Annotated in this window: 23 protein-coding genes and 1 pseudogene; all 24 read left to right on the top strand. The window is 31.1% G+C overall.

What is annotated here, in order from left to right:
• The first annotated feature begins 123 nt into the window (after nt 1-123).
• The 24 genes and pseudogenes from secY (at nt 124) to rplV (ending at nt 18,327) form a co-directional block, all read left to right on the top strand.
• The gene (gene secY / locus VBM86_RS02405; RefSeq protein WP_323189740.1) at nt 124-1,518 is read left to right on the top strand and encodes a preprotein translocase subunit SecY; all 1,395 of its coding nucleotides are present in this window, start codon (nt 124-126) and stop codon (nt 1,516-1,518) included.
• Nucleotides 1,512-2,186: an adenylate kinase family protein gene (locus VBM86_RS02400; protein WP_323189739.1), complete on the top strand. Its 675-nt coding sequence runs from the start codon at nt 1,512-1,514 to the stop codon at nt 2,184-2,186. Before secY ends, VBM86_RS02400 begins: the two co-directional genes overlap by 7 nt.
• A gap of 57 nt (nt 2,187-2,243) precedes the next feature.
• Nucleotides 2,244-2,990, top strand: coding sequence for a type I methionyl aminopeptidase (gene map, locus VBM86_RS02395; RefSeq protein ID WP_323176689.1), 747 nt, complete (start codon nt 2,244-2,246; stop codon nt 2,988-2,990).
• On the top strand, nt 2,991-3,206 hold the full coding sequence (infA, locus tag VBM86_RS02390; protein WP_257089261.1) for a translation initiation factor IF-1: 216 nt from the start codon (nt 2,991-2,993) through the stop codon (nt 3,204-3,206).
• Between the two features lie 12 nt (nt 3,207-3,218).
• Nucleotides 3,219-3,332, top strand: a complete 114-nt coding sequence (gene rpmJ / locus VBM86_RS02385; RefSeq protein WP_257089263.1) for a 50S ribosomal protein L36 — start codon at nt 3,219-3,221, stop codon at nt 3,330-3,332.
• A 19-nt stretch (nt 3,333-3,351) separates the two neighbouring features.
• Complete coding sequence (rpsM, locus tag VBM86_RS02380) at nt 3,352-3,720, top strand: 30S ribosomal protein S13 (RefSeq protein ID WP_257089265.1); 369 nt, start codon at nt 3,352-3,354, stop codon at nt 3,718-3,720.
• Between the two features lie 2 nt (nt 3,721-3,722).
• A complete protein-coding gene (gene rpsK / locus VBM86_RS02375) occupies nt 3,723-4,112 on the top strand; it encodes a 30S ribosomal protein S11 (protein WP_257089267.1) in 390 nt (129 codons plus the stop codon).
• A gap of 17 nt (nt 4,113-4,129) precedes the next feature.
• On the top strand, nt 4,130-5,146 hold the full coding sequence (locus VBM86_RS02370; RefSeq protein ID WP_323177682.1) for a DNA-directed RNA polymerase subunit alpha: 1,017 nt from the start codon (nt 4,130-4,132) through the stop codon (nt 5,144-5,146).
• Nucleotides 5,139-5,510 (top strand): 50S ribosomal protein L17, encoded by a 372-nt coding sequence (gene rplQ / locus VBM86_RS02365; RefSeq protein WP_323176688.1) that lies wholly within the window; start codon nt 5,139-5,141, stop codon nt 5,508-5,510. The genes VBM86_RS02370 and rplQ overlap by 8 nt, the downstream gene beginning before the upstream one ends.
• Nucleotides 5,511-5,771: 261 nt before the next feature.
• Complete coding sequence (locus VBM86_RS02360) at nt 5,772-6,608, top strand: phosphate acyltransferase (protein ID WP_323189738.1); 837 nt, start codon at nt 5,772-5,774, stop codon at nt 6,606-6,608.
• A gap of 2 nt (nt 6,609-6,610) precedes the next feature.
• On the top strand, nt 6,611-7,807 hold the full coding sequence (locus VBM86_RS02355) for an acetate/propionate family kinase (protein ID WP_323189737.1): 1,197 nt from the start codon (nt 6,611-6,613) through the stop codon (nt 7,805-7,807).
• Nucleotides 7,794-8,255, top strand: coding sequence for a pantetheine-phosphate adenylyltransferase (gene coaD / locus VBM86_RS02350; protein WP_323189736.1), 462 nt, complete (start codon nt 7,794-7,796; stop codon nt 8,253-8,255). Before VBM86_RS02355 ends, coaD begins: the two co-directional genes overlap by 14 nt.
• A gap of 4 nt (nt 8,256-8,259) precedes the next feature.
• Nucleotides 8,260-8,853 carry a ribosome biogenesis GTP-binding protein YihA/YsxC gene (gene yihA / locus VBM86_RS02345; protein WP_323189735.1) on the top strand — a complete coding sequence of 198 codons (594 nt, stop codon included), beginning with the start codon at nt 8,260-8,262 and terminating at the stop codon, nt 8,851-8,853.
• Entirely contained in the window at nt 8,840-10,453 is a 1,614-nt protein-coding gene (locus VBM86_RS02340; protein ID WP_323189734.1) for an MAG1430 family protein, read from the top strand. The genes yihA and VBM86_RS02340 overlap by 14 nt, the downstream gene beginning before the upstream one ends.
• 169 nt (nt 10,454-10,622) lie before the next feature.
• Nucleotides 10,623-12,056: a pyruvate kinase gene (gene pyk, locus VBM86_RS02335; RefSeq protein ID WP_323189733.1), complete on the top strand. Its 1,434-nt coding sequence runs from the start codon at nt 10,623-10,625 to the stop codon at nt 12,054-12,056.
• Nucleotides 12,057-12,210: 154 nt separating this feature from the next.
• Entirely contained in the window at nt 12,211-13,863 is a 1,653-nt protein-coding gene (locus tag VBM86_RS02330; RefSeq protein WP_323189732.1) for a ribonuclease J, read from the top strand.
• Nucleotides 13,864-13,871: 8 nt separating this feature from the next.
• Complete coding sequence (locus VBM86_RS02325; protein WP_323189731.1) at nt 13,872-14,213, top strand: thioredoxin family protein; 342 nt, start codon at nt 13,872-13,874, stop codon at nt 14,211-14,213.
• A gap of 201 nt (nt 14,214-14,414) precedes the next feature.
• The gene (rpsJ, locus tag VBM86_RS02320) at nt 14,415-14,720 is read left to right on the top strand and encodes a 30S ribosomal protein S10 (protein ID WP_257089286.1); all 306 of its coding nucleotides are present in this window, start codon (nt 14,415-14,417) and stop codon (nt 14,718-14,720) included.
• Nucleotides 14,721-14,754: 34 nt separating this feature from the next.
• Nucleotides 14,755-15,378 (top strand): annotated as a pseudogene (gene rplC, locus VBM86_RS02315) (50S ribosomal protein L3); the annotation flags it as partial.
• A gap of 171 nt (nt 15,379-15,549) precedes the next feature.
• Entirely contained in the window at nt 15,550-16,278 is a 729-nt protein-coding gene (rplD, locus tag VBM86_RS02310; protein ID WP_323189730.1) for a 50S ribosomal protein L4, read from the top strand.
• The gene (gene rplW, locus VBM86_RS02305; RefSeq protein WP_257089292.1) at nt 16,278-16,745 is read left to right on the top strand and encodes a 50S ribosomal protein L23; all 468 of its coding nucleotides are present in this window, start codon (nt 16,278-16,280) and stop codon (nt 16,743-16,745) included. The genes rplD and rplW overlap by 1 nt, the downstream gene beginning before the upstream one ends.
• Nucleotides 16,746-16,859: 114 nt before the next feature.
• Nucleotides 16,860-17,705 (top strand): 50S ribosomal protein L2, encoded by an 846-nt coding sequence (gene rplB, locus VBM86_RS02300; RefSeq protein WP_323176678.1) that lies wholly within the window; start codon nt 16,860-16,862, stop codon nt 17,703-17,705.
• Nucleotides 17,705-17,983, top strand: coding sequence for a 30S ribosomal protein S19 (rpsS, locus tag VBM86_RS02295; RefSeq protein WP_257089297.1), 279 nt, complete (start codon nt 17,705-17,707; stop codon nt 17,981-17,983). The genes rplB and rpsS overlap by 1 nt, the downstream gene beginning before the upstream one ends.
• Nucleotides 17,983-18,327 carry a 50S ribosomal protein L22 gene (gene rplV / locus VBM86_RS02290; protein ID WP_257089299.1) on the top strand — a complete coding sequence of 115 codons (345 nt, stop codon included), beginning with the start codon at nt 17,983-17,985 and terminating at the stop codon, nt 18,325-18,327. Before rpsS ends, rplV begins: the two co-directional genes overlap by 1 nt.
• Nucleotide 18,328 lies beyond the last annotated feature (1 nt).

The raw sequence follows: 18,328 nt of genomic DNA, 5'->3' as shown, positions 1-18,328 counted from the left end.
AATAACTATTCAGTTTTCAAAGAATATTTAGCACCTTTAATGGTGTTTTTTTATTAACTCAAACTATGAAAAAAAATATTTTGTTATATAATACCAATATATTTTAAAAAAGGGGCGAGCACATTGGGTAATTTAATCTATAAAACAAAAAATAGATTAAGAGCATTCTTCACAAATAAGGATTTAACGAAGAAGGCTATTTTTACTTTACTCATGTTGGCTATCTATATTTTAGGAACGACTATAACATTACCATTTGTAAAGATTAAAAATGAAGACGCAATTAGTAGTAACTCTTTTTTAAATACATTAAACTTAATTGGTGGTGGAGGACTTAGACAGTTCTCGCTATTTGCTTTAGGTATTAGTCCATTTATTAATGCTTCTCTTATAATGATGATTTTACAATCAAAAATATTCCCTCCAATCTATAAATTAAGTCAGAGTGGGCCGCAAGGTAGAAGAAAAATAAATATTATTACTAGATTGTTAACAATTGTTATTGCTTATCCACAAGCTATTTTCTTAATTAAAACGCTTGGTAATGGGAATAGTCAATTCATTGAGTTGGATGGATACGGAATTGTATCAAAAGAATTTTTAACATTCTTTATGATTCCGATGGTTTTAACTTCTGCTTCATTATTTGCTTTATTTATTTCAGAACAAATCACAAATAAAGGAATTGGAAATGGAACAAGTTTAATTATTTTCACAGGTATTGCCGCTAGGTTACCATTCCAATTTAAAGAAGCATTCTTACATTACGTAGGTGTTGATTTATCTGGTTCAAGTGGGGCACTTGTTGGTATAGTCAATTTCTTTACATATATACTTGTTTACTTACTTGTTTTAATGATTATAGCTATTGTTTATGTAGCAGAAAGACATATACCTATCCAACAAATAGGAGCAGGTAGATCTAAATCTAAAAAAGACATTGGTTTCTTACCTATTAAACTAAATCCAGCCGGAATTATGCCTATTATCTTTGCTATGATGGTTTTATCATTCCCGACAATGATTGCAAACATACTACCAGATGATAATGCATCAAAACAATGAATTAACCAAAATATGCAATTTACCCAACCAATTGGATTTACATTACTTATAGTTGTTATTTTTGCATTCTCATTAGTTATGGGAATTCAACAATCAAAAGTTGATAAGATAGCTGAAGATTTCGCTAAAAATTCAACATTTATTCCAGGCGTAAGACCAGGAGAAGAAACACAAGATTACTTAATTGGGATTGTATTTAGATTAAGTGTGTTTTCATCATTCTATTTATTAGCGTTAGGAAGTATGCAATTTGTTGAAATTATGGCTGGTATTTTACCTAGTGTAATTTCATTCGGTGGTACAGGGCTTATGATTTTAGTAAGTGTTGCACTTGAAACAGTAGGGCAATTACAAGCAAGAATTAAATCAAATAATTTATCAAAAGCAAAAAGAGAATCAATTAAAAATATTGAAAGCAACTCAGCAGAAAACGTAGAAGGTTTATTATGGTAAATAAAATAAATAAAAATGTGATTTTTATGGGACAACCAGGAGCAGGAAAAGGTACTGTTGCTTCTTTATTGTCAAAAACAAGCAATTTAATTCATTTATCAACAGGTAACATTTTTAGAAACGAAATAGCACAAAAAACAGAACTTGGTCTTAAAGTTCAAAACATTGTGACAACAGGTGGATATGTACCCGATGAAATCACAAATAAAATTGTTGAAAATGCAATCTTAAAATTAAAAGAAAATAACCAATTTTTTATCCTAGATGGTTTTCCTAGAACTAAAGCTCAAGCCGAGTTCTTAAATTCACTTAAAGACTTTGAATTTGTGGTTATTGAGCTTCAAGTAAATAATGAAGAAATCATTAAGCGTTTAAGTGGTAGAAGAACATGTGTAAATTGTGGTGCAGGCTACCATGTAGAATTCCAACCACCTAAAGTAGAAGGTGTTTGTGATGTTTGTTCTAATCAAATTATTCAACGTGCAGACGACACACCTGAACGTATTGAACACAGATTAAAAATCTATGAAGAACAAACAAAACCATTGATTGACTACTACAAATCGCTCGATGAATTAAGAGTTGTAGATGCTTCAGCTACACCTGAAGAAGTTGCAAAACAGGTACTTGAAATTTTGCAAAAAAGTGATAAAATAAATAAACTTTAAAATATCTAACATATATGTTAGATTATTTTATTTTTTACAGAGAAAGGTGATCTAATTATGTCTTGAGTAAAAACAGAAGAAGAAATTCAAAAGATTACCAAATCTTGTCAAATCTTGGCAGAAGTCAAGCAAATAGTTTGAGACTTTGTAAGACCAGGGGTTTCTTTAAAAGATATTGATCAATTGGCTTTTAAAGAAATAATCAAACGTGGAGCCAAACCTGCATTTAAAGGTTATCAAGGTTTTCCAAGTACAGCATGTATATCAGTTAATGAACAATTGATCCATGGAATACCTACAGATCGTATTGTAGAAGAAGGCGACATTGTTAGTGTTGACTTAGGATGCATCTGAGAAGGTTTTTATAGTGATAGTGCCTTCACTAAACCAGTTGGAAAAGTTTCGCCTCTAGATCAAAAACTTATTGATGTAGCTAAAGGAGCTTTTGAAGCAGGATTAAAAGCGATTAAAAAAGGTGCTAGAACAGGTGATATATCTTATGCAATAGGTGAATATATCCATAAGCACGGTTTATTTACACCAAGAGACTTTTGTGGTCATGGAATCGGAAGAAGATTACATGAAGATCCTAATATTTTCAATGAAGGTAAAAAAGGAACTGGTCCATTACTTAAAGATGGTATGGTAATTTGTATTGAGCCAATGATTGCCCAAACTAATAAATTTATTCAACTTAGAGATGGGTGAACAATAGTTAGCGCCAATAATACAAGAACAGCTCATTATGAACACACTGTACTCATCAAAAATGGAAAAGGAATCGTGTTAACGAAAGGAATCTAATTGGCAAAAGATGCTATTAAAATAAAAGGTGTTGTCAAAGAAGTTTTTACAATTGATGATTATTCAGTAGAACTTGAAAATGGCATCACAATTAAAGCTCATATTTCTGGAAAGATGAGAATTAACCACATTCGTATCTTACCAGGTGATTCAGTTGATGTCGAAGTAAGTCCTTATGATACAACACAAGGACGTATTACTTACAGACACAAGTAATAAGGAGAACTAATGAAAGTTAGAGCAAGTGTTAAAAAAATGTGTAAAGACTGTAAAATCATTAAACGTAGAGGGATTATCCGTGTTATTTGTGTTCAACCAAAACACAAACAAAGACAAGGGTAATTGTTAGAAAGGATTTTAAATGGCTAGAATTTTAAACGTCGAAATCCCAAACAATAAACGTGTTGTTATTTCATTAACATACATTTATGGAATTGGAAGAACATTAGCAAAAGAAATTTGTAAAGTAGCAAACATTAGCGAAGATGCTCGTGTAAAAGATTTATCAGAAGAAGAATTATCAAGAATTCGTGAAGCAGCTAAAGTTTACACAACAGAAGGTGACTTACGTAGAGAAGTTTCATTAAACATCAAACGTTTAATGGAAATCAAATGCTACCGTGGAATGAGACACCGTAAAGGATTACCAGTTCGTGGACAAAGTACTCAAAAGAATGCTCGTACACGTAAGGGTCCAAGAAAAACTGTAGCAGGAAAGAAAGGTAAATAATAATGGCTCGTAAAACTAAGAAAAAGAACATTACAAGTGGTGTAGCACACATCCACTCAACAAACCAAAACACAATTGTTACTTTTGCTGATGAAAACGGGAATGTTATTGCTTGAAGTTCAGCAGGAGCAATTGGATACAAAGGTACTAAAAAGAAAACTCCATATGCTGCTGGTTTAGCTGCACAAGCTGCTGCCGAAGCTGCTAAAGAACACGGAATCAAAACAGTTAAAGTTGAATTAAAAGGTCTTGGAGCTGGAAAAGATGCTGCTAGAAAACAAATCGAAGTTAGCGGTATTACAGTAACAGAAATCAAAGACGTTACACCAGTTCCACATAACGGAACAAGACCACCAAAACGTATCTTAAAACGTGAACGTATGAAAAAATAATTCAAAAGAGGTAAACAATGGAAAAAATGAAAAAATTGGTTTACTTAGATAAACCTGTAATCCACAAAAGAGATGATGTTGCTGAAACAACTTTTGTATTAAGAGGTCTTGAAAGAGGTTTTGGTAATACATTAGCTGTTCCCTTAAGAAGAACATTATTATCAACAATTTCATCATTAGCACCATTTGCAGTTAAAATCGAAGGTGTTGATCATGAATTCCAAACAATCAAAGATGTTACAGAAGATGTTATTACTTTATTAATGAATTTACGTAAAGTTCGTTTTGCTTACAACCCTAACATTGTTAAAGACAATGAAATTGTAAAGGTTACATTACAATCAGAAGCTCCTGGAGAAGTTACTTCAAGATCACTTAAAGTAGTTTCACACCCAGGTGTTCAAGTTATTGATACAAACATTAAGTTAGCTACAGTTATGAATGCAAAGGCTCTTAATGTTGAAATTTACTTGCGTTCAGGACGTGGATTTGTTTCATTTGATGAAAACAAAGTGTACATTTCTAAACGTAAAAAAGATGATTTAGCTCCAATGAGTGACATTAAAAAAGGTGAATTTATCGCAGTTGATTCAAACTTCTCACCAATCAAAAAAGTTTACTACAACATCAAAGAAATGAACTCAGCTTCAAACAGAATTGAAGAAGAACTTGAGTTTAACATTGAAACAGATGGAACAGTAGATGCAAAAGATGCTCTTAGACAAGCAGCTGACATTTTAATTGGTCTTCTTGAAGTAATCGGAGACACAGATAAAATGAAAGTTGATATCTTTGAAGAAATCGTTGAAAAACCAGAAGAAAAACAAGAAGATGATATCGATATTTCACAAATGAACTTATCAGTTCGTTCAGCTAACGCACTTAGAAAAATTAAGAAAACTAAATTATCACAAATTAGAGAACTTACAGTTTCACAATTAGAGCAAACAAAGAACTTAGGTAGAAAATCAATTCAAGAAATCATTGATAAAGTTAAAGATTACGGTTTTGAATTAAGAGAAGGAGATGAGTAATATGGCAAACCCAACACAAATCTATTCACGTGACACTAAATGAAGAAACGGTGTGATGCGTTCACTTGTTAGTGAATTATACGTAAACGGAAGAATTGTTACAACTTTAACAAGAGCAAAAGAATTAAGAAGACACGCTGAGAAAATGATTCAAAAAGCTAAAAACCCTACATTAGCAAACAGACGTGCTGTTGCAGGTTTCTTACGTCCAATTAAAACTAAAGATGGTAAAGCTGTATTATCATACTTATTTGATGATATTGCACCAAAATACTCACAAAGAAACGGTGGATACACAAGAATTATTAAATTACCTCGTCGTCAAGGTGATTCAACACGTATGGCAATTATTGAATTAGTTTAATCTTTACTTTTTAATAATAAATATGAGTTTTATATATAGATATCAGTTTACATTCAAACTGATATTTTTTTATTTAACACTAAATAACTTAGTTATATACAATTAACATAAAACTAAACTATTGGTATAATATAACAAACTAAAAAGGATACTATGCTTTTACACTCAATATTTTGAAAAATTAAACACAAAAAGCACCAATACACAGTGCTTTTAATAGATACTTATTCACCTTCTCAAAGGTTCTGAATAAACAAATTAATGCTCAATAAAAACATCATAATCAACTACTTATCATTTAAAAAATCAAATGATAAACATGATGTTTTTGTCTCATTTGACCAAATCCAAAAAGTTAAGCAAAACTACATACAATCTAGATTAAAAAAAGAACCTAATTTAGATTTAAATCAACTTGACCTTGAGTTTGATTCAAACACTAGAAATATCATTGGTATGTACATTGCTAAAACACAGAAATATGACGTTGTTGTAGGAGGATATAACACAACTTCGAAATCATTTTATCGTAGTGCTCTAAGAGTTTTAGATAAAACAACAAGCACAATTTCATCAGCAATGGTGCTTAATAAAAAATCACAAACTTATGTAGTTTCTGATCCTTCTTTTATTATTGAGCCAACTGAAGAACAATTAGTTGATATAACTAAAAACGCTATGGACTTTAGCAAAAAAGTTCTCGATAAACCAACTGGTGCATTTATGTCGTTTTCAACAAATGGTTCAAACTCAAGTGCACAAGCTTTAAAAATGTCAAATGCAGCAAAATTGTTTTCAGAAAAATATCCACATGAAAATGTGTATGCAAGTGAAGTTCAAGTTGATGCAGCGTTAAATAACAAAATAAGAGAGAAAAAAGATTTATTCAATTACCAAGATGCTAATGTATTTGTGTTTCCTGATTTAAATTCAGCTAATATATCTTACAAATTTATTCAGCAGTTAGGTAAATTCAATGCGTATGGTCCTTTTGTTTTAGGATTTAATCAAACTGTTGCTGACTTATCAAGAGGAGCAACGACAAAAGATATAATAGGAACAATTCTTATTTCAATTTTAAACACAAACAAGGAGTAATAATGAATAAAAAAGTTTTAGTAATCAATGCAGGAAGTAGCTCAATTAAATTAAGTTTATTTGATAAAGAATCATTAGAATTAATCGCTAGTGGTATTGCTGAAAGAATTACATTACCTGAGGGAGCTATTTCAATTAAATTCAATGGTCAAAAATTTGAAAAAACAGTAGCAATGCCAAATCACGAAGTTGCTGTTAACAAATTATATGAATTAATGGAAGAAATTAACTTAATCCACCAACCAGAAGAAATTGAATACATTGGATTTAGAATTGTTCAAGGTGGTACATACTTTAACAATACGGCTAAAATCACAGACGAAGTAATTAACATTGTAGATAAAGTTTCAATTTATGCGCCATTACACAACCCAGGAGCAGTGCAATCAATTTACGGATTTAGAAAAGTTTTCCCACACGCTAAATTATCAGGTGACTTCGATACAGCATTCCATACAACAATTAACAAAGTAAATAGCTCATATGCATTACCAAAAGAATTAGTAGAAAAATACGAAATCAAAAGATATGGTGCTCACGGAATTTCACACCAATACATTACAGAAAAACTTGCTCAAATCTTAGACAAAGAAACTGTAACATTTGTTAATATGCACTTAGGAAACGGTGGTTCATTATGTGCTGTTAAGGATTCAAAATCATTTGACACATCAATGGGACTTACACCATTAGCTGGAATAATGATGGGAACAAGAAGTGGTGACATTGATCCTTCAATTCATCAATTTGTTATGAACCAATCAGGTTTAGATATCAATCAATTCACAGATATTTTAAATAAACAAAGTGGTCTTTTAGGTGTTTCTACAATTTCTTCAGATATGAGAGATATTTGTGCTGCAGCAAACAAAGGAAATGTAGATGCACAATTTGCACTTGAACTTTACTCACAAAAAATTGCTGACTATGTAGCAATTTATGCAAACAAAATTGGTGGTAAACCAGATGCGCTTGTTTTCACAGCTGGAATTGGAGAAAACACACCTATTATTAGACAAATGATTGCAGATAAATTATTCTTCAAAAACATTAAATTAAACTCAGAAGTTAACTATGGACCAATCGGTGAATTCGCTTTAATTTCTGCACCTGATTCAGAAGTTCCAGTTTATGTAATTAGAACAAATGAAGAATTAGTTATTGCAAGAAATGCAATTAAAATTTATGAACAAAACTAAAATAGCTTTATTTCCTGGATCATTCGATCCATTTCATAAAGGTCACGAATCAATAGTGCAAAAAGCTATCGAGCTTTTTGACAAACTTTATATTGTTGTAACTTACAATCCTGATAAAGATAATATTGAAAGAATTGAAGAAAATTTTGAAGCAATTAAAAATAAATATCAAGAAAACGATAAAGTGGTTGTCTTAAAAAACTACTTTGATTTAACAGCTGATTTAGCTCATCAATTAAATGCAAAATGACTTGTACGTAGTGCTAGAAATCAAATTGACTTTAATTATGAACTCAAATTAGCTACAGCAAATAATGCTTTAAATAATAATCTTGAAACAATCATAATAATGCCCGATTATGATAAATCAAATATTTCTTCAACTCAAATCAGACAACAGCATAAAGAACAAATAGAAAAAGCAAAACAAAACAAAAAAGGAATTTAGGACAATGTTTAAATTTATTAAATCATCTACAAACAGGACAAATTGATACGAACATCCAAATTATGAAGTTTCTTTTTGAGGTCGCTCAAATGTCGGAAAAAGTTCATTAATCAATGCAATTGTTGAAAATAAGAAATTAGCAAAAACATCTAAGACACCAGGTCGTACACAATTAATTAACTATTTTGAAAATGAATTTGGAGCAGTTTTAGTTGACTTACCAGGTTATGGTTACGCAAAAATTTCGCAAACTCAAAAAGATAAAATGATGAAGATGATTTATGAATATTTAATAGAAAGAAAAAACCTTAGATGTGTTTACTTATTAATTGATTCTAGACATGGAATTACTAATACAGACGTTCCTGAATTAAATTTTTTAATATCAAATAATATAAACTTTAAGTTAGTTTTCACAAAAACTGACAAACTTAAACAAAAAGACAAAAACCAACTATTAAATCACATTAAAAGCTTACGTAATGAACTTGGAAACTTTGAGTATTTCTTAGTTTCTTCAGAAAAAAAAGTGGGAATTGAGCAACTTAGTGATGATTTAACACAAACTCTTTCAGGAGATGAAAATGAAATTGACTAAACAAACATTAAAACCATTATTACTTTTAGGTGGTTCAGTTGTTGTTCTTGGTGGAATAGCAGCTACATCAGCATTATTGGTTAAACAATCAAAGAAAAAAACTAATATAGATTATGCAGATTTTAATCTAAATGTTACTGGTTCATTAACTAAAGATAAACATTTAGCTTCTGAATATGTAACAAATCCATTAGTTCCTATTAATGGAACAAGATGAGATAATTCAGCTTGAATTAAAGAACTTACAGTTGCTAAAATCCAAACTGAAAGTGATAAAAATCAAGTTGATAATATTAAATCATTTGAATTAGCAGCAAGCAATGGAATGGTATTTAATGCGATTGCTCAAGAAGCCAAAGATCAAGGTTATAAAATTGAATTTGTTTCATATGCAAACGATTTAACAGGTACATTATTGCTTAAAATGTTAGTTAAAGATAAAAATTCAAATACAGTTAAAACTCACATTTTTGAATTAACTGGTTTTGCAACATTAACTACTAAAAATCCATATGCTAATTTAACAATTGCTACATTAACTGCTGATACTGAAAAATTATTTAAAGAATTCAAATCTTCAGACGCGTTAAAAACACACTTTGAAGCCTTAGAGCAAGATAAAAAAGTTGAATTTATTAAAAATCATTTCTCAACAAAAGAATCATCTAAATTGACTGATTTTAATTGAAGCAGTCTGCAAGTGACATTTGAGGACAAAATAATGAAATTAAGTATTTCATACAACTTAAATGTATTAGCTGCTACAAAAGAAAATTTAAGTGCACAATCAGTGTTTAATTTAGAAGAGAATAATAAAGTTGATACTACTGTTGATTTATCATTCTTAGATGCTGTTAGACCGACAATTGAAAATTATTCATTAGTTTCAACAGGTTCATTAGATAAAACAACTCATTTAGCTTCAGAATTCGCTAGTTCTCCAATTCATCAAATCGGTGATACAAATTGAAACAAAGATAAATGATTAACAGAACTTAAAACTCAAAATGTAATGACTTCAGAACAAGCTGCTAAAACTGACACAGGTAAATCATTTACATTTGTTTATAATGATGATGCAACAACTGAAAATATCTTCTACACTATGTCAAACATCGAATTTACATCATATGCAAATGATGAAACAGGAACTTTATATTTACAATTTAAGAAACTAAATAGCGAAAATGAAGCTGCAGAACAATATGTTTATGAGTTAACAGGATTTGCAACAGTTGCTGCAGATAATAAATATTCAACATTAATTACTAAATCGCTTACATTAAGTGAAGAAAAATTAAAAGCTAACTACTCATCTATTCAAGCATTGAACGATTATGTAGCAACTTTAAATGAAGAAACTAAACCTGAATTTATCAAAGCTAACTTTGATTTACAAGTCAATGATTTAGTAGCGATAGATTGAGCACAATCAACAATTACAATTACAGATAACACATTAAATGTTCATTTAGTATTCAATCAAAACGTTTTAAAAGCCACAAAAGATGATTTAACTGCTAAATCTGTATTTGCATTAACAAGTGATAATACAATTGAACTTAGTCAAGATGTTTCATTTTTAAATCAACAAGCTTAATAAATTATTTGTGTACACAATGTTCTAGCAATTAGCACATTGTGTTTTTTATTCCTTATGCATAGGAATAAAAATATAGAACTATTTAAAAACTACCATAAGGTAAAACTTGAAAAATGTTGTAAAATATGTTTATATTTTAAATATATATTTAATTACTAGGAGCAATATGAAAATTACTGATAAAAGAACTAAATTAGTTGCTACAATTGGTCCATCAAGTGATAACTATGATATGTTATTATCATTAGTTCAAAATGGTGTAACAACAATTAGAGCAAACTTTAGCCACGGTTCACACGAAGAACAATTAAATAAATTTACATTAGGAAAAAGAGTTTCACAAGAATTAAAAGTTCCAGTTTCTCTTATGTTAGATACTAAAGGACCTGAAATTCGTATCGGAAAAATGAAAGATGGAGCTCAAGTTGTGCAATCAGGTACAGAAATGATTATCTACACAACACAAGATAAATATCTTTCACACGAAGGTACATCAACAGAAATTACAGTTGCATATGATATGGCACAAGACTTATCTGTTGGAAACCAAGTTTTAATTGATGATGGTAAATTATCAACAGTAGTTACAGAAGTTGGAAATGGTTACGTAAAAGTTAAAGCTGAAAACACACACAAATTAAAAACAAACAAACGTGTTAACTTACCAGGTGTTGACTTCTCATTACCATTCTTAGCTGAAAAAGACATCAACGACGTTAAATTCGGAATTAAAAGTGGAATTAACTATGTTGCTGCTTCATTCGTTAACTCAGCTAAAAACGTTAAAGAATTAAGAAAATTATTAGATGACAACGGTGGAAAACACATTCAAATCTTCTCAAAAATTGAATCACACTTAGGATGTGTAAACATTGATGAAATTATTGAAGCATCAGACGGTATTATGGTTGCTCGTGGAGACTTAGGATTAGAAATTCCTTACTACGATGTTCCATACTATGAAAAAATGTTCATTAGAAAATGTCGTGAAGCTGGTAAACCAGTTATCGTTGCAACACAAATGTTAGACTCAATGGAAAACTCACCACACCCAACACGTGCTGAAGTTACAGACGTTTACTACGCAGTTGAATTAGGAGCTGACTCAACAATGCTTTCAGGGGAAAGTGCAAACGGTTCATTCCCATTAGAAGCTGTTAAAACAATGACAGCTATTTCAAGAAGAGCAGAAAAAGAATTCTACTCAAGAAACTACTACGAAATTCAATTAGAAAAAGTTTGAAAAAATTCAGATCAATCAAACAAACGTTCACAAATTGCTTACTCAATAGCTCAAAAAGCACAAGAAGGAAAATACAAATATGTTGTTGTTTTATCAAGAACAGGAGCTTTATTAAAAGAAGTTGCTAAATTCAGACCTAACTCAACAGTTATTGGTATTGTAAATGATCCATTATTAATCAATGCATTCGGTTCATATTCATCAGTATGAAACTCAGTTGATTCAGAATCATTATTCCCACTTGTAAAACAAGATCACGAAAATGCTGTTTCAGCATTAGAACCATACGGAATTCAACAAGGAGATGCTTTCTTAGTTGTTGAAAACGATCAAATTACAGAACACGTTGTTAAGTAATTTGCATTAAGTAATTAATTACTAAAACACCTATGTATTAGGTGTTTTTATTTTTACCCTCAAAAAATCAATTTGCTATAATTAAAAAATTAATTAGCAAACTAATTATTCCTTACTTTTAAAACACATAATACATAATGAAAGAGAGAAAAATATGGAAAATGTAAATATTTTCGCTCTTGGAGGACAAGACGAAAACGGTAAAAACTGTTATGTTTTTGAATATAATGATGACATTTTTATAGTTAATGCAGGTGCTAAGGTGCCTTTAAATATGTCAAATGGTGTTAATACACTTATTCCAAATTTCGATTATTTAATCAAAAACAAAGACAGAATTAAAGGTTTATTCATCACAGACATTAAGAATGAAACATTCAGTGCAATCCCTTGATTATTAATGAAAATTCCTAACCTTAAAATCTATACTTCTGCATTTAATCAAGTTTTAGTTATTGACAGAATTACAAAATACGATATTCAACTCAAAAAAGGACAAGTTCAAGTTATTAGACAAAAACTTCAATTTGGTGATTTGACAATCGTTCCTTTTGGACTAACAGGTTCAATGCCTGGAAACATTGGGTTTAACTTCCAAACTAAAACAGGTGACTACTTATTTATGTTTAACTATGTTGAAGGTAACTTAGGAATTTATGGAAAGGTTTACTTCCCATTACTTGCAAAATACTTTGAAGGTAGAAAAATTGTGGCTATCGTTTCAGATGCTGGTAAATCAAACGTTTCAGGTAGAGGAATTGAAAAATATAATGCATATACAGAACTTGATGATATTTTCAAGAAAGCAAATCCTGATGAAAAAATAATTATTGGTGCCTATGGTGAAGAAATGGTTACATTGCAACAAGTTTTAGATTTAGCAATCAAATACAATAGGCCAGTAGTTCCATACGGAAAAACATATGCTGATTTATTAGATTTAATTTCTAAATTCTCAACAGTAGTGCCATTACCAAAATTAATTGACCACAGACAAATTAATAAGCATTCAAATGCTATTGTTTTAATTACTGCATCAACTGAAAGACTTTATTCACGTTTCAATAGAATTACAGAAAATAATGACGTTTATTTAAAAATTAAACCTAGTGACACTGTAATTATGTTAGCTCCACCAGTTAATGGTCTTGAGTCTGATTATGCACAAACAATGGATGAAATAGCTAAAATCACGCACAACCTATTTGATATTAGTGAAAAAATGTTCTTCTACGTAAGGCCTACAAGAGATGATTTAGTTTCACTTGTAAAAGTTCTTAAACCAGATGTATTCATGCCTGCTCAAGGTTTATACAGATATTTAGTTTCAGCTAGTGATTACATTAATGATGAACTTAAGAATGTTCAAGACATCAATACACTTGTCTTAATGAATGGAAAGATAGCTCACTTTATTGATGGTAAATTATTTAGTCACAATGGAAAAGTTAAAGAAGTTGGAACTACTATTATTGATGGTTTTGGAGTTGGAGACATTTCATCTGAAGTTATTTCTGAAAGAGAATTTTTAGGTAGAGAAGGTGTTATTGTAATCAATATTATGTACGATTCAAAAACGCGTAACTTAACTGGACAATTACATATTAATTATGTTGGTGTTATTGATATTTCTGAGCAAGAGCAAATGACTAACTTAATTAAGCAAATCGTTGTAGATGTAGTTAAATCAAACAGCTGCAAACGTATGTATGATTTAAATGAAAAATTACGTAAAACAATTAGAAAGAAAATATTCAAAGCAACTGATAAAGACCCTATGATTGCTTTATCACTTTTAGCTGTTTAGAGGTGAATATGTTTGAAAATTTAAAATGAGAAGAAGCTAAAAAAATAATTGAAGCTAACAAAGATAACGAATTAATTTTCTTAAATTTCACTACTCAATGATGTGGTGATTGTAAAATGATGAAACCTATTGTAGAGGAAATTGCTAAAGAATATGAAGGAAATCATAGAATTCGTTTCATTAATGTGGATGCTGAAGAAGCTCAGTTATTCAGAGTTCCTAATACAAAATGGCAGGTTTTAAGAGTTCCTACAATGATGTTATTACAAGGTCAAACTATCCAAGAAAAAGCTTATGAATACGTTCCATTTCAGATTTTAAATAACTGAATTTTAAAGAAAATTTCATAAGAAAAAGCTCCTTGATACACTGAGAGGAGTTGCTAGAAATAAAAACAGAAATTTCGGTTTCTGTTTTTTAATTTTTACTATATAATCAATAAGCAACTATAGCTATGAATTTTAAGGTTGCCAACGTGCCAAAATGTTGTTGAGGACACGTTGGGTTTTTAAAAGGAGCTATGTTCAAAATCAAGAACAAAGGAGACAACAATGAGTAAGTTAAACATCAAAGTTAAAGGGTTTGACCACGCATTAGTTGATGCTGCTGCAAAAAGAATTTACGAAATTGCAAAAGCAACAGATGCTAAAGTAAGTGGACCAATTCCTTTACCTACAAAAAGAGATGAAATTACTATCTTAAGATCTGTTCACGTTAACAAGAAAAGCCGTGAACAATTCGAAAGCAGAACACACCAAAGATTAGTTGTAATTACCGATCCTTCTGCTAAAACTCAAGATCAATTACAAAGACTTGAATTACCAGCTGGTGTGGATATTCAAGTTAAAGTTAAATAATCAAATTTAATACCCAAATTTTTAAGGAGACAATATGAAAGGAATCTTAGGACGTAAAGTTGGTATGACTCAAATCTTTACTGAATCAGGAAAAAGCGTTCCTGTTACAGTAATCGAAGTACAACCAAATGTTGTTTCAAAAGTTTTAACAAACGACAAAGATGGTTACGTTGCAACACAACTTGCTACAGCTGATAAAAAAGCAAGTAGAGCAAACAAACCTGAAATTGGTCACTTTGCTAAAGCTTCAACAACACCTAAGCGCTTCGTTAAAGAAGTTCGTGATATGTCAGGATACGAACTTGGAGATTTAATTAAAGCTGACATTTTTAAAGCAGGTGAACTTGTAGACGTTACAGGTACATCAAAAGGGAAAGGGTTCGCTGGTACAATTAAAAGACATAACCAACACATCGGACCCAAATCTCACGGTGGAGGTGGAGGATCTCAACCTATTAGACAAACAGGATCACTTGGGGATATCTCAGGTAACCGTGTTTACAAAGGTATGACAATGCCAGGACACCTTGGACATGTTAAAACAACAGTTCAAAACTTAGAAGTTGTTAAAGTAGATGTAGAAAACAACTTATTATTAATCAAAGGTTCAATTCCAGGACCTAAAAAATCATTCGTAGTAGTAAAAGAAGCGGTTAAAGGATTACCAAGCCGTGAAGAAATTAAATTAGTAAACGTTAAAGAAGCTATGTTAATGAACGAACTTATTGAAAAAGCTAAAAAATTCAACATTGAAGTTACAGTTGGAATGAACGCACAACAATTACAAGAATTAATTGATGCTGCAGAAGCAAACAAAGGAGAATAATTTATGGCAGAAACAGTTAAAAAATCTACAACAGCTAAAAAAGCTGCTCCTAAATCATCTCCAGCTAAAAAAGCTTCAACAAAGCCAGCTGCTGCAAAATCAGCTAAAGTTACAGTTCAAAAAGACAAAAACGTTGCTAAAGTTGCTCATAAAGCAGATTTACCAGCACAATTATTTGCTAGTGAAAAAATTTATGAACAAGCAGTATTTGACTCAATCTTATCAGAGAGAGCATCAAGAAGACAAGGAACACACAAAGTTAAAAACCGTTCAGAAGTAAGTGGTTCAGGTAAAAAACCTTGAAGACAAAAAGGAACAGGTAGAGCACGTCACAGTTCTATGCGTTCACCAATCTGAGTTGGAGGGGGAAGAGCATTCGGACCTAAACCAAACAGAAACTACTCACTTAAAGTTAACAAGAAAGTTAAATTCCGTGCATTTATTTCAGCTTTAACATTATTAGCACAAGATCAAGCTGTTATCGTTGATGATTTAGCATTAGACACAATCTCAACAAAAACAGTTGCTGCTAAATTAGCTGAATTAAAAGTAGCAAACTTAAAACATGTTTTAGTTGTTACAGAAAACACAATGGTTTACAAATCAGTTAGAAACTTACCAAACGTTACAGTTGTTAAAGCTAACTCATTAACAGTTGAAGCTGCTATTGCTGCTGACGTTATGATTGTTTCAAACGAAAGTCTTGAATTATTAAAAGGGAGAATTAAATAATGGAATTAACAAGAATCATTAAAGCTCCAGTTTTAACTGAAAAATCAGACATTCAAAGAGCTAAAGGTGTTTACACATTCAAAGTAGACTTCCACGCAAACAAATTCCAAATTGCACAAGCTGTTGAAACAATTTTCCAAGTTAAAGTTGACAAAGTTAGAACAATCAAAGTTGATAAAAAAGCTAAAAACGTAGGACGTTTCCACGGATTTACAAACCGTTACAAAAAAGCTATGGTTACTTTAAAAGAAGGTTCAACATTAAACTATGTTCCATCAGACGCTGAAGAAGCAGTTTTAGCTGAAACTAAAGCTAAAGCAGATGAAGCTAAAAAAGCAAAAGCTTCTAAAGCTTCAGAAGTTGAGAAAAAAGCTGCTGCTAAATTAGCTGCTAAAAAAACAACAGCTAAAAAAGCAAACACAGCAGTTAAGAAAACTACTACAAAACGTAAAGTTGGTGGAGAATAATTAAATCCGATGAACTTTATGTTCAAATCAGACAATTAGTTAAGGGGTTTTAGATAGTTGCTTAAAAGATAATCTTGCAAATCCCCAAATATTTTTAAGCAAAGGAGAAGACAAATGGCTATTAAACATTTTAAGCCAACTACAAATGGTCGTAGAAACATGTCTACTCTTGATTACAGACAAAACTTATCAGGTCACGCTCCAGAAAAATCACTTTTAGTGAATTTAAAAAATCATGCTGGACGTAACAACCAAGGTAAAATTACTGTTAGACATCATGGAGGACGTGTTAAAAGATTCTACAGACTTGTAGACTTTAAACGTAATAAAGATAACATCCCTGCTACAGTAAAAACTATTGAATATGATCCAAACAGATCAGCAAACATTAGTTTAGTTGTATACGCAGATGGAGAAAAAAGATACATTTTAGCTCCTAAAGGTATTAAATTAGGACAAAAAGTTGTTTCAGGAGACAACGTAGATATTATTGTTGGTAACACATTACCACTTTCAAACATTCCTGAAGGTACATTTGTACACAATATTGAAATGCAACCAGGTGCTGGAGGACAAATTGCACGTAGTGCAGGTACATCAGCTCAAATCCTTGGTAAAGATGACAATGGAAAATACGTAGTGTTAAGATTAAAATCTGGTGAAACACGTCGTATCTTAGCTCGTTGCCGTGCAACAATTGGTGTTGTAGGAAACGAAGAACACTTATTAGTAAATATTGGTAAAGCTGGAATTAACAGACACAAAGGTATTAGACCTACAGTACGTGGATCAGTAATGAACCCAGTAGATCACCCACATGGAGGAGGGGAAGGTAAACAACCAGTTGGTCGTAAAGCTCCTCTTACACCATGAGGTAAAAAAGCTCTTGGAGTTAAAACAAGAAAAACTAAGAAATCTTCAAATAAACTTATTTTAAGAAGAAGAAAGGATGCTAAATAATGGCACGTAGTCTTAAAAAAGGTCCATTCGCAGATGACCATTTACTTAAAAAAGTAGATGCTATCGTTGAAGGAAAAGCACCTAAAAAACCAATTAAAACTTGATCAAGACGTTCAACAATTTTCCCTAACTTCGTTGGATTAACATTTGCAGTACACAACGGAAAACAATTTGTTGAAGTTTACGTTACAGATGACATGGTAGGTCACAAATTAGGAGAATTCTCACCAACTAGAACATTCTCTGGTCACGGTGCAGATAAAGGGAAGAAGAAATAATGCAAAAACAACAAGCAAAAGCTCACGTTAAATTGCAAAGAGTTAGTGTATCTAAAGCTAAATTAGTTGCAAACTTATTTAGAGGTAAAGATGTAACTGTTGCTTTAGGGTTATTACACAACACAAACAAAAAATCAGCTCCTATTTTCATCAAGTTATTAAACTCAGCTGTTGCTAACGCAACACACAACCATGGTTTAGATGCTACAAAATTATTCGTAAAAGAAGTTTATGTAAATGAAGGTCCAACTCTTAAAAGATTCCAACCAAGAAGCCAAGGTAGAGCTTACTCTATCTTAAAACGTACATCAAATTTATCAATCACATTAGAGGAGAGAAATTAAT

The organism is Mycoplasma sp. 21DD0573, from assembly GCF_034863425.1.
Lineage (GTDB): Bacteria > Bacillota_I > Bacilli_A > Mycoplasmatales > Metamycoplasmataceae > Mycoplasmopsis.
Note: the sequence above shows the minus strand (reverse complement) of the source record. Positions and strands in the feature narration are given on the sequence as shown.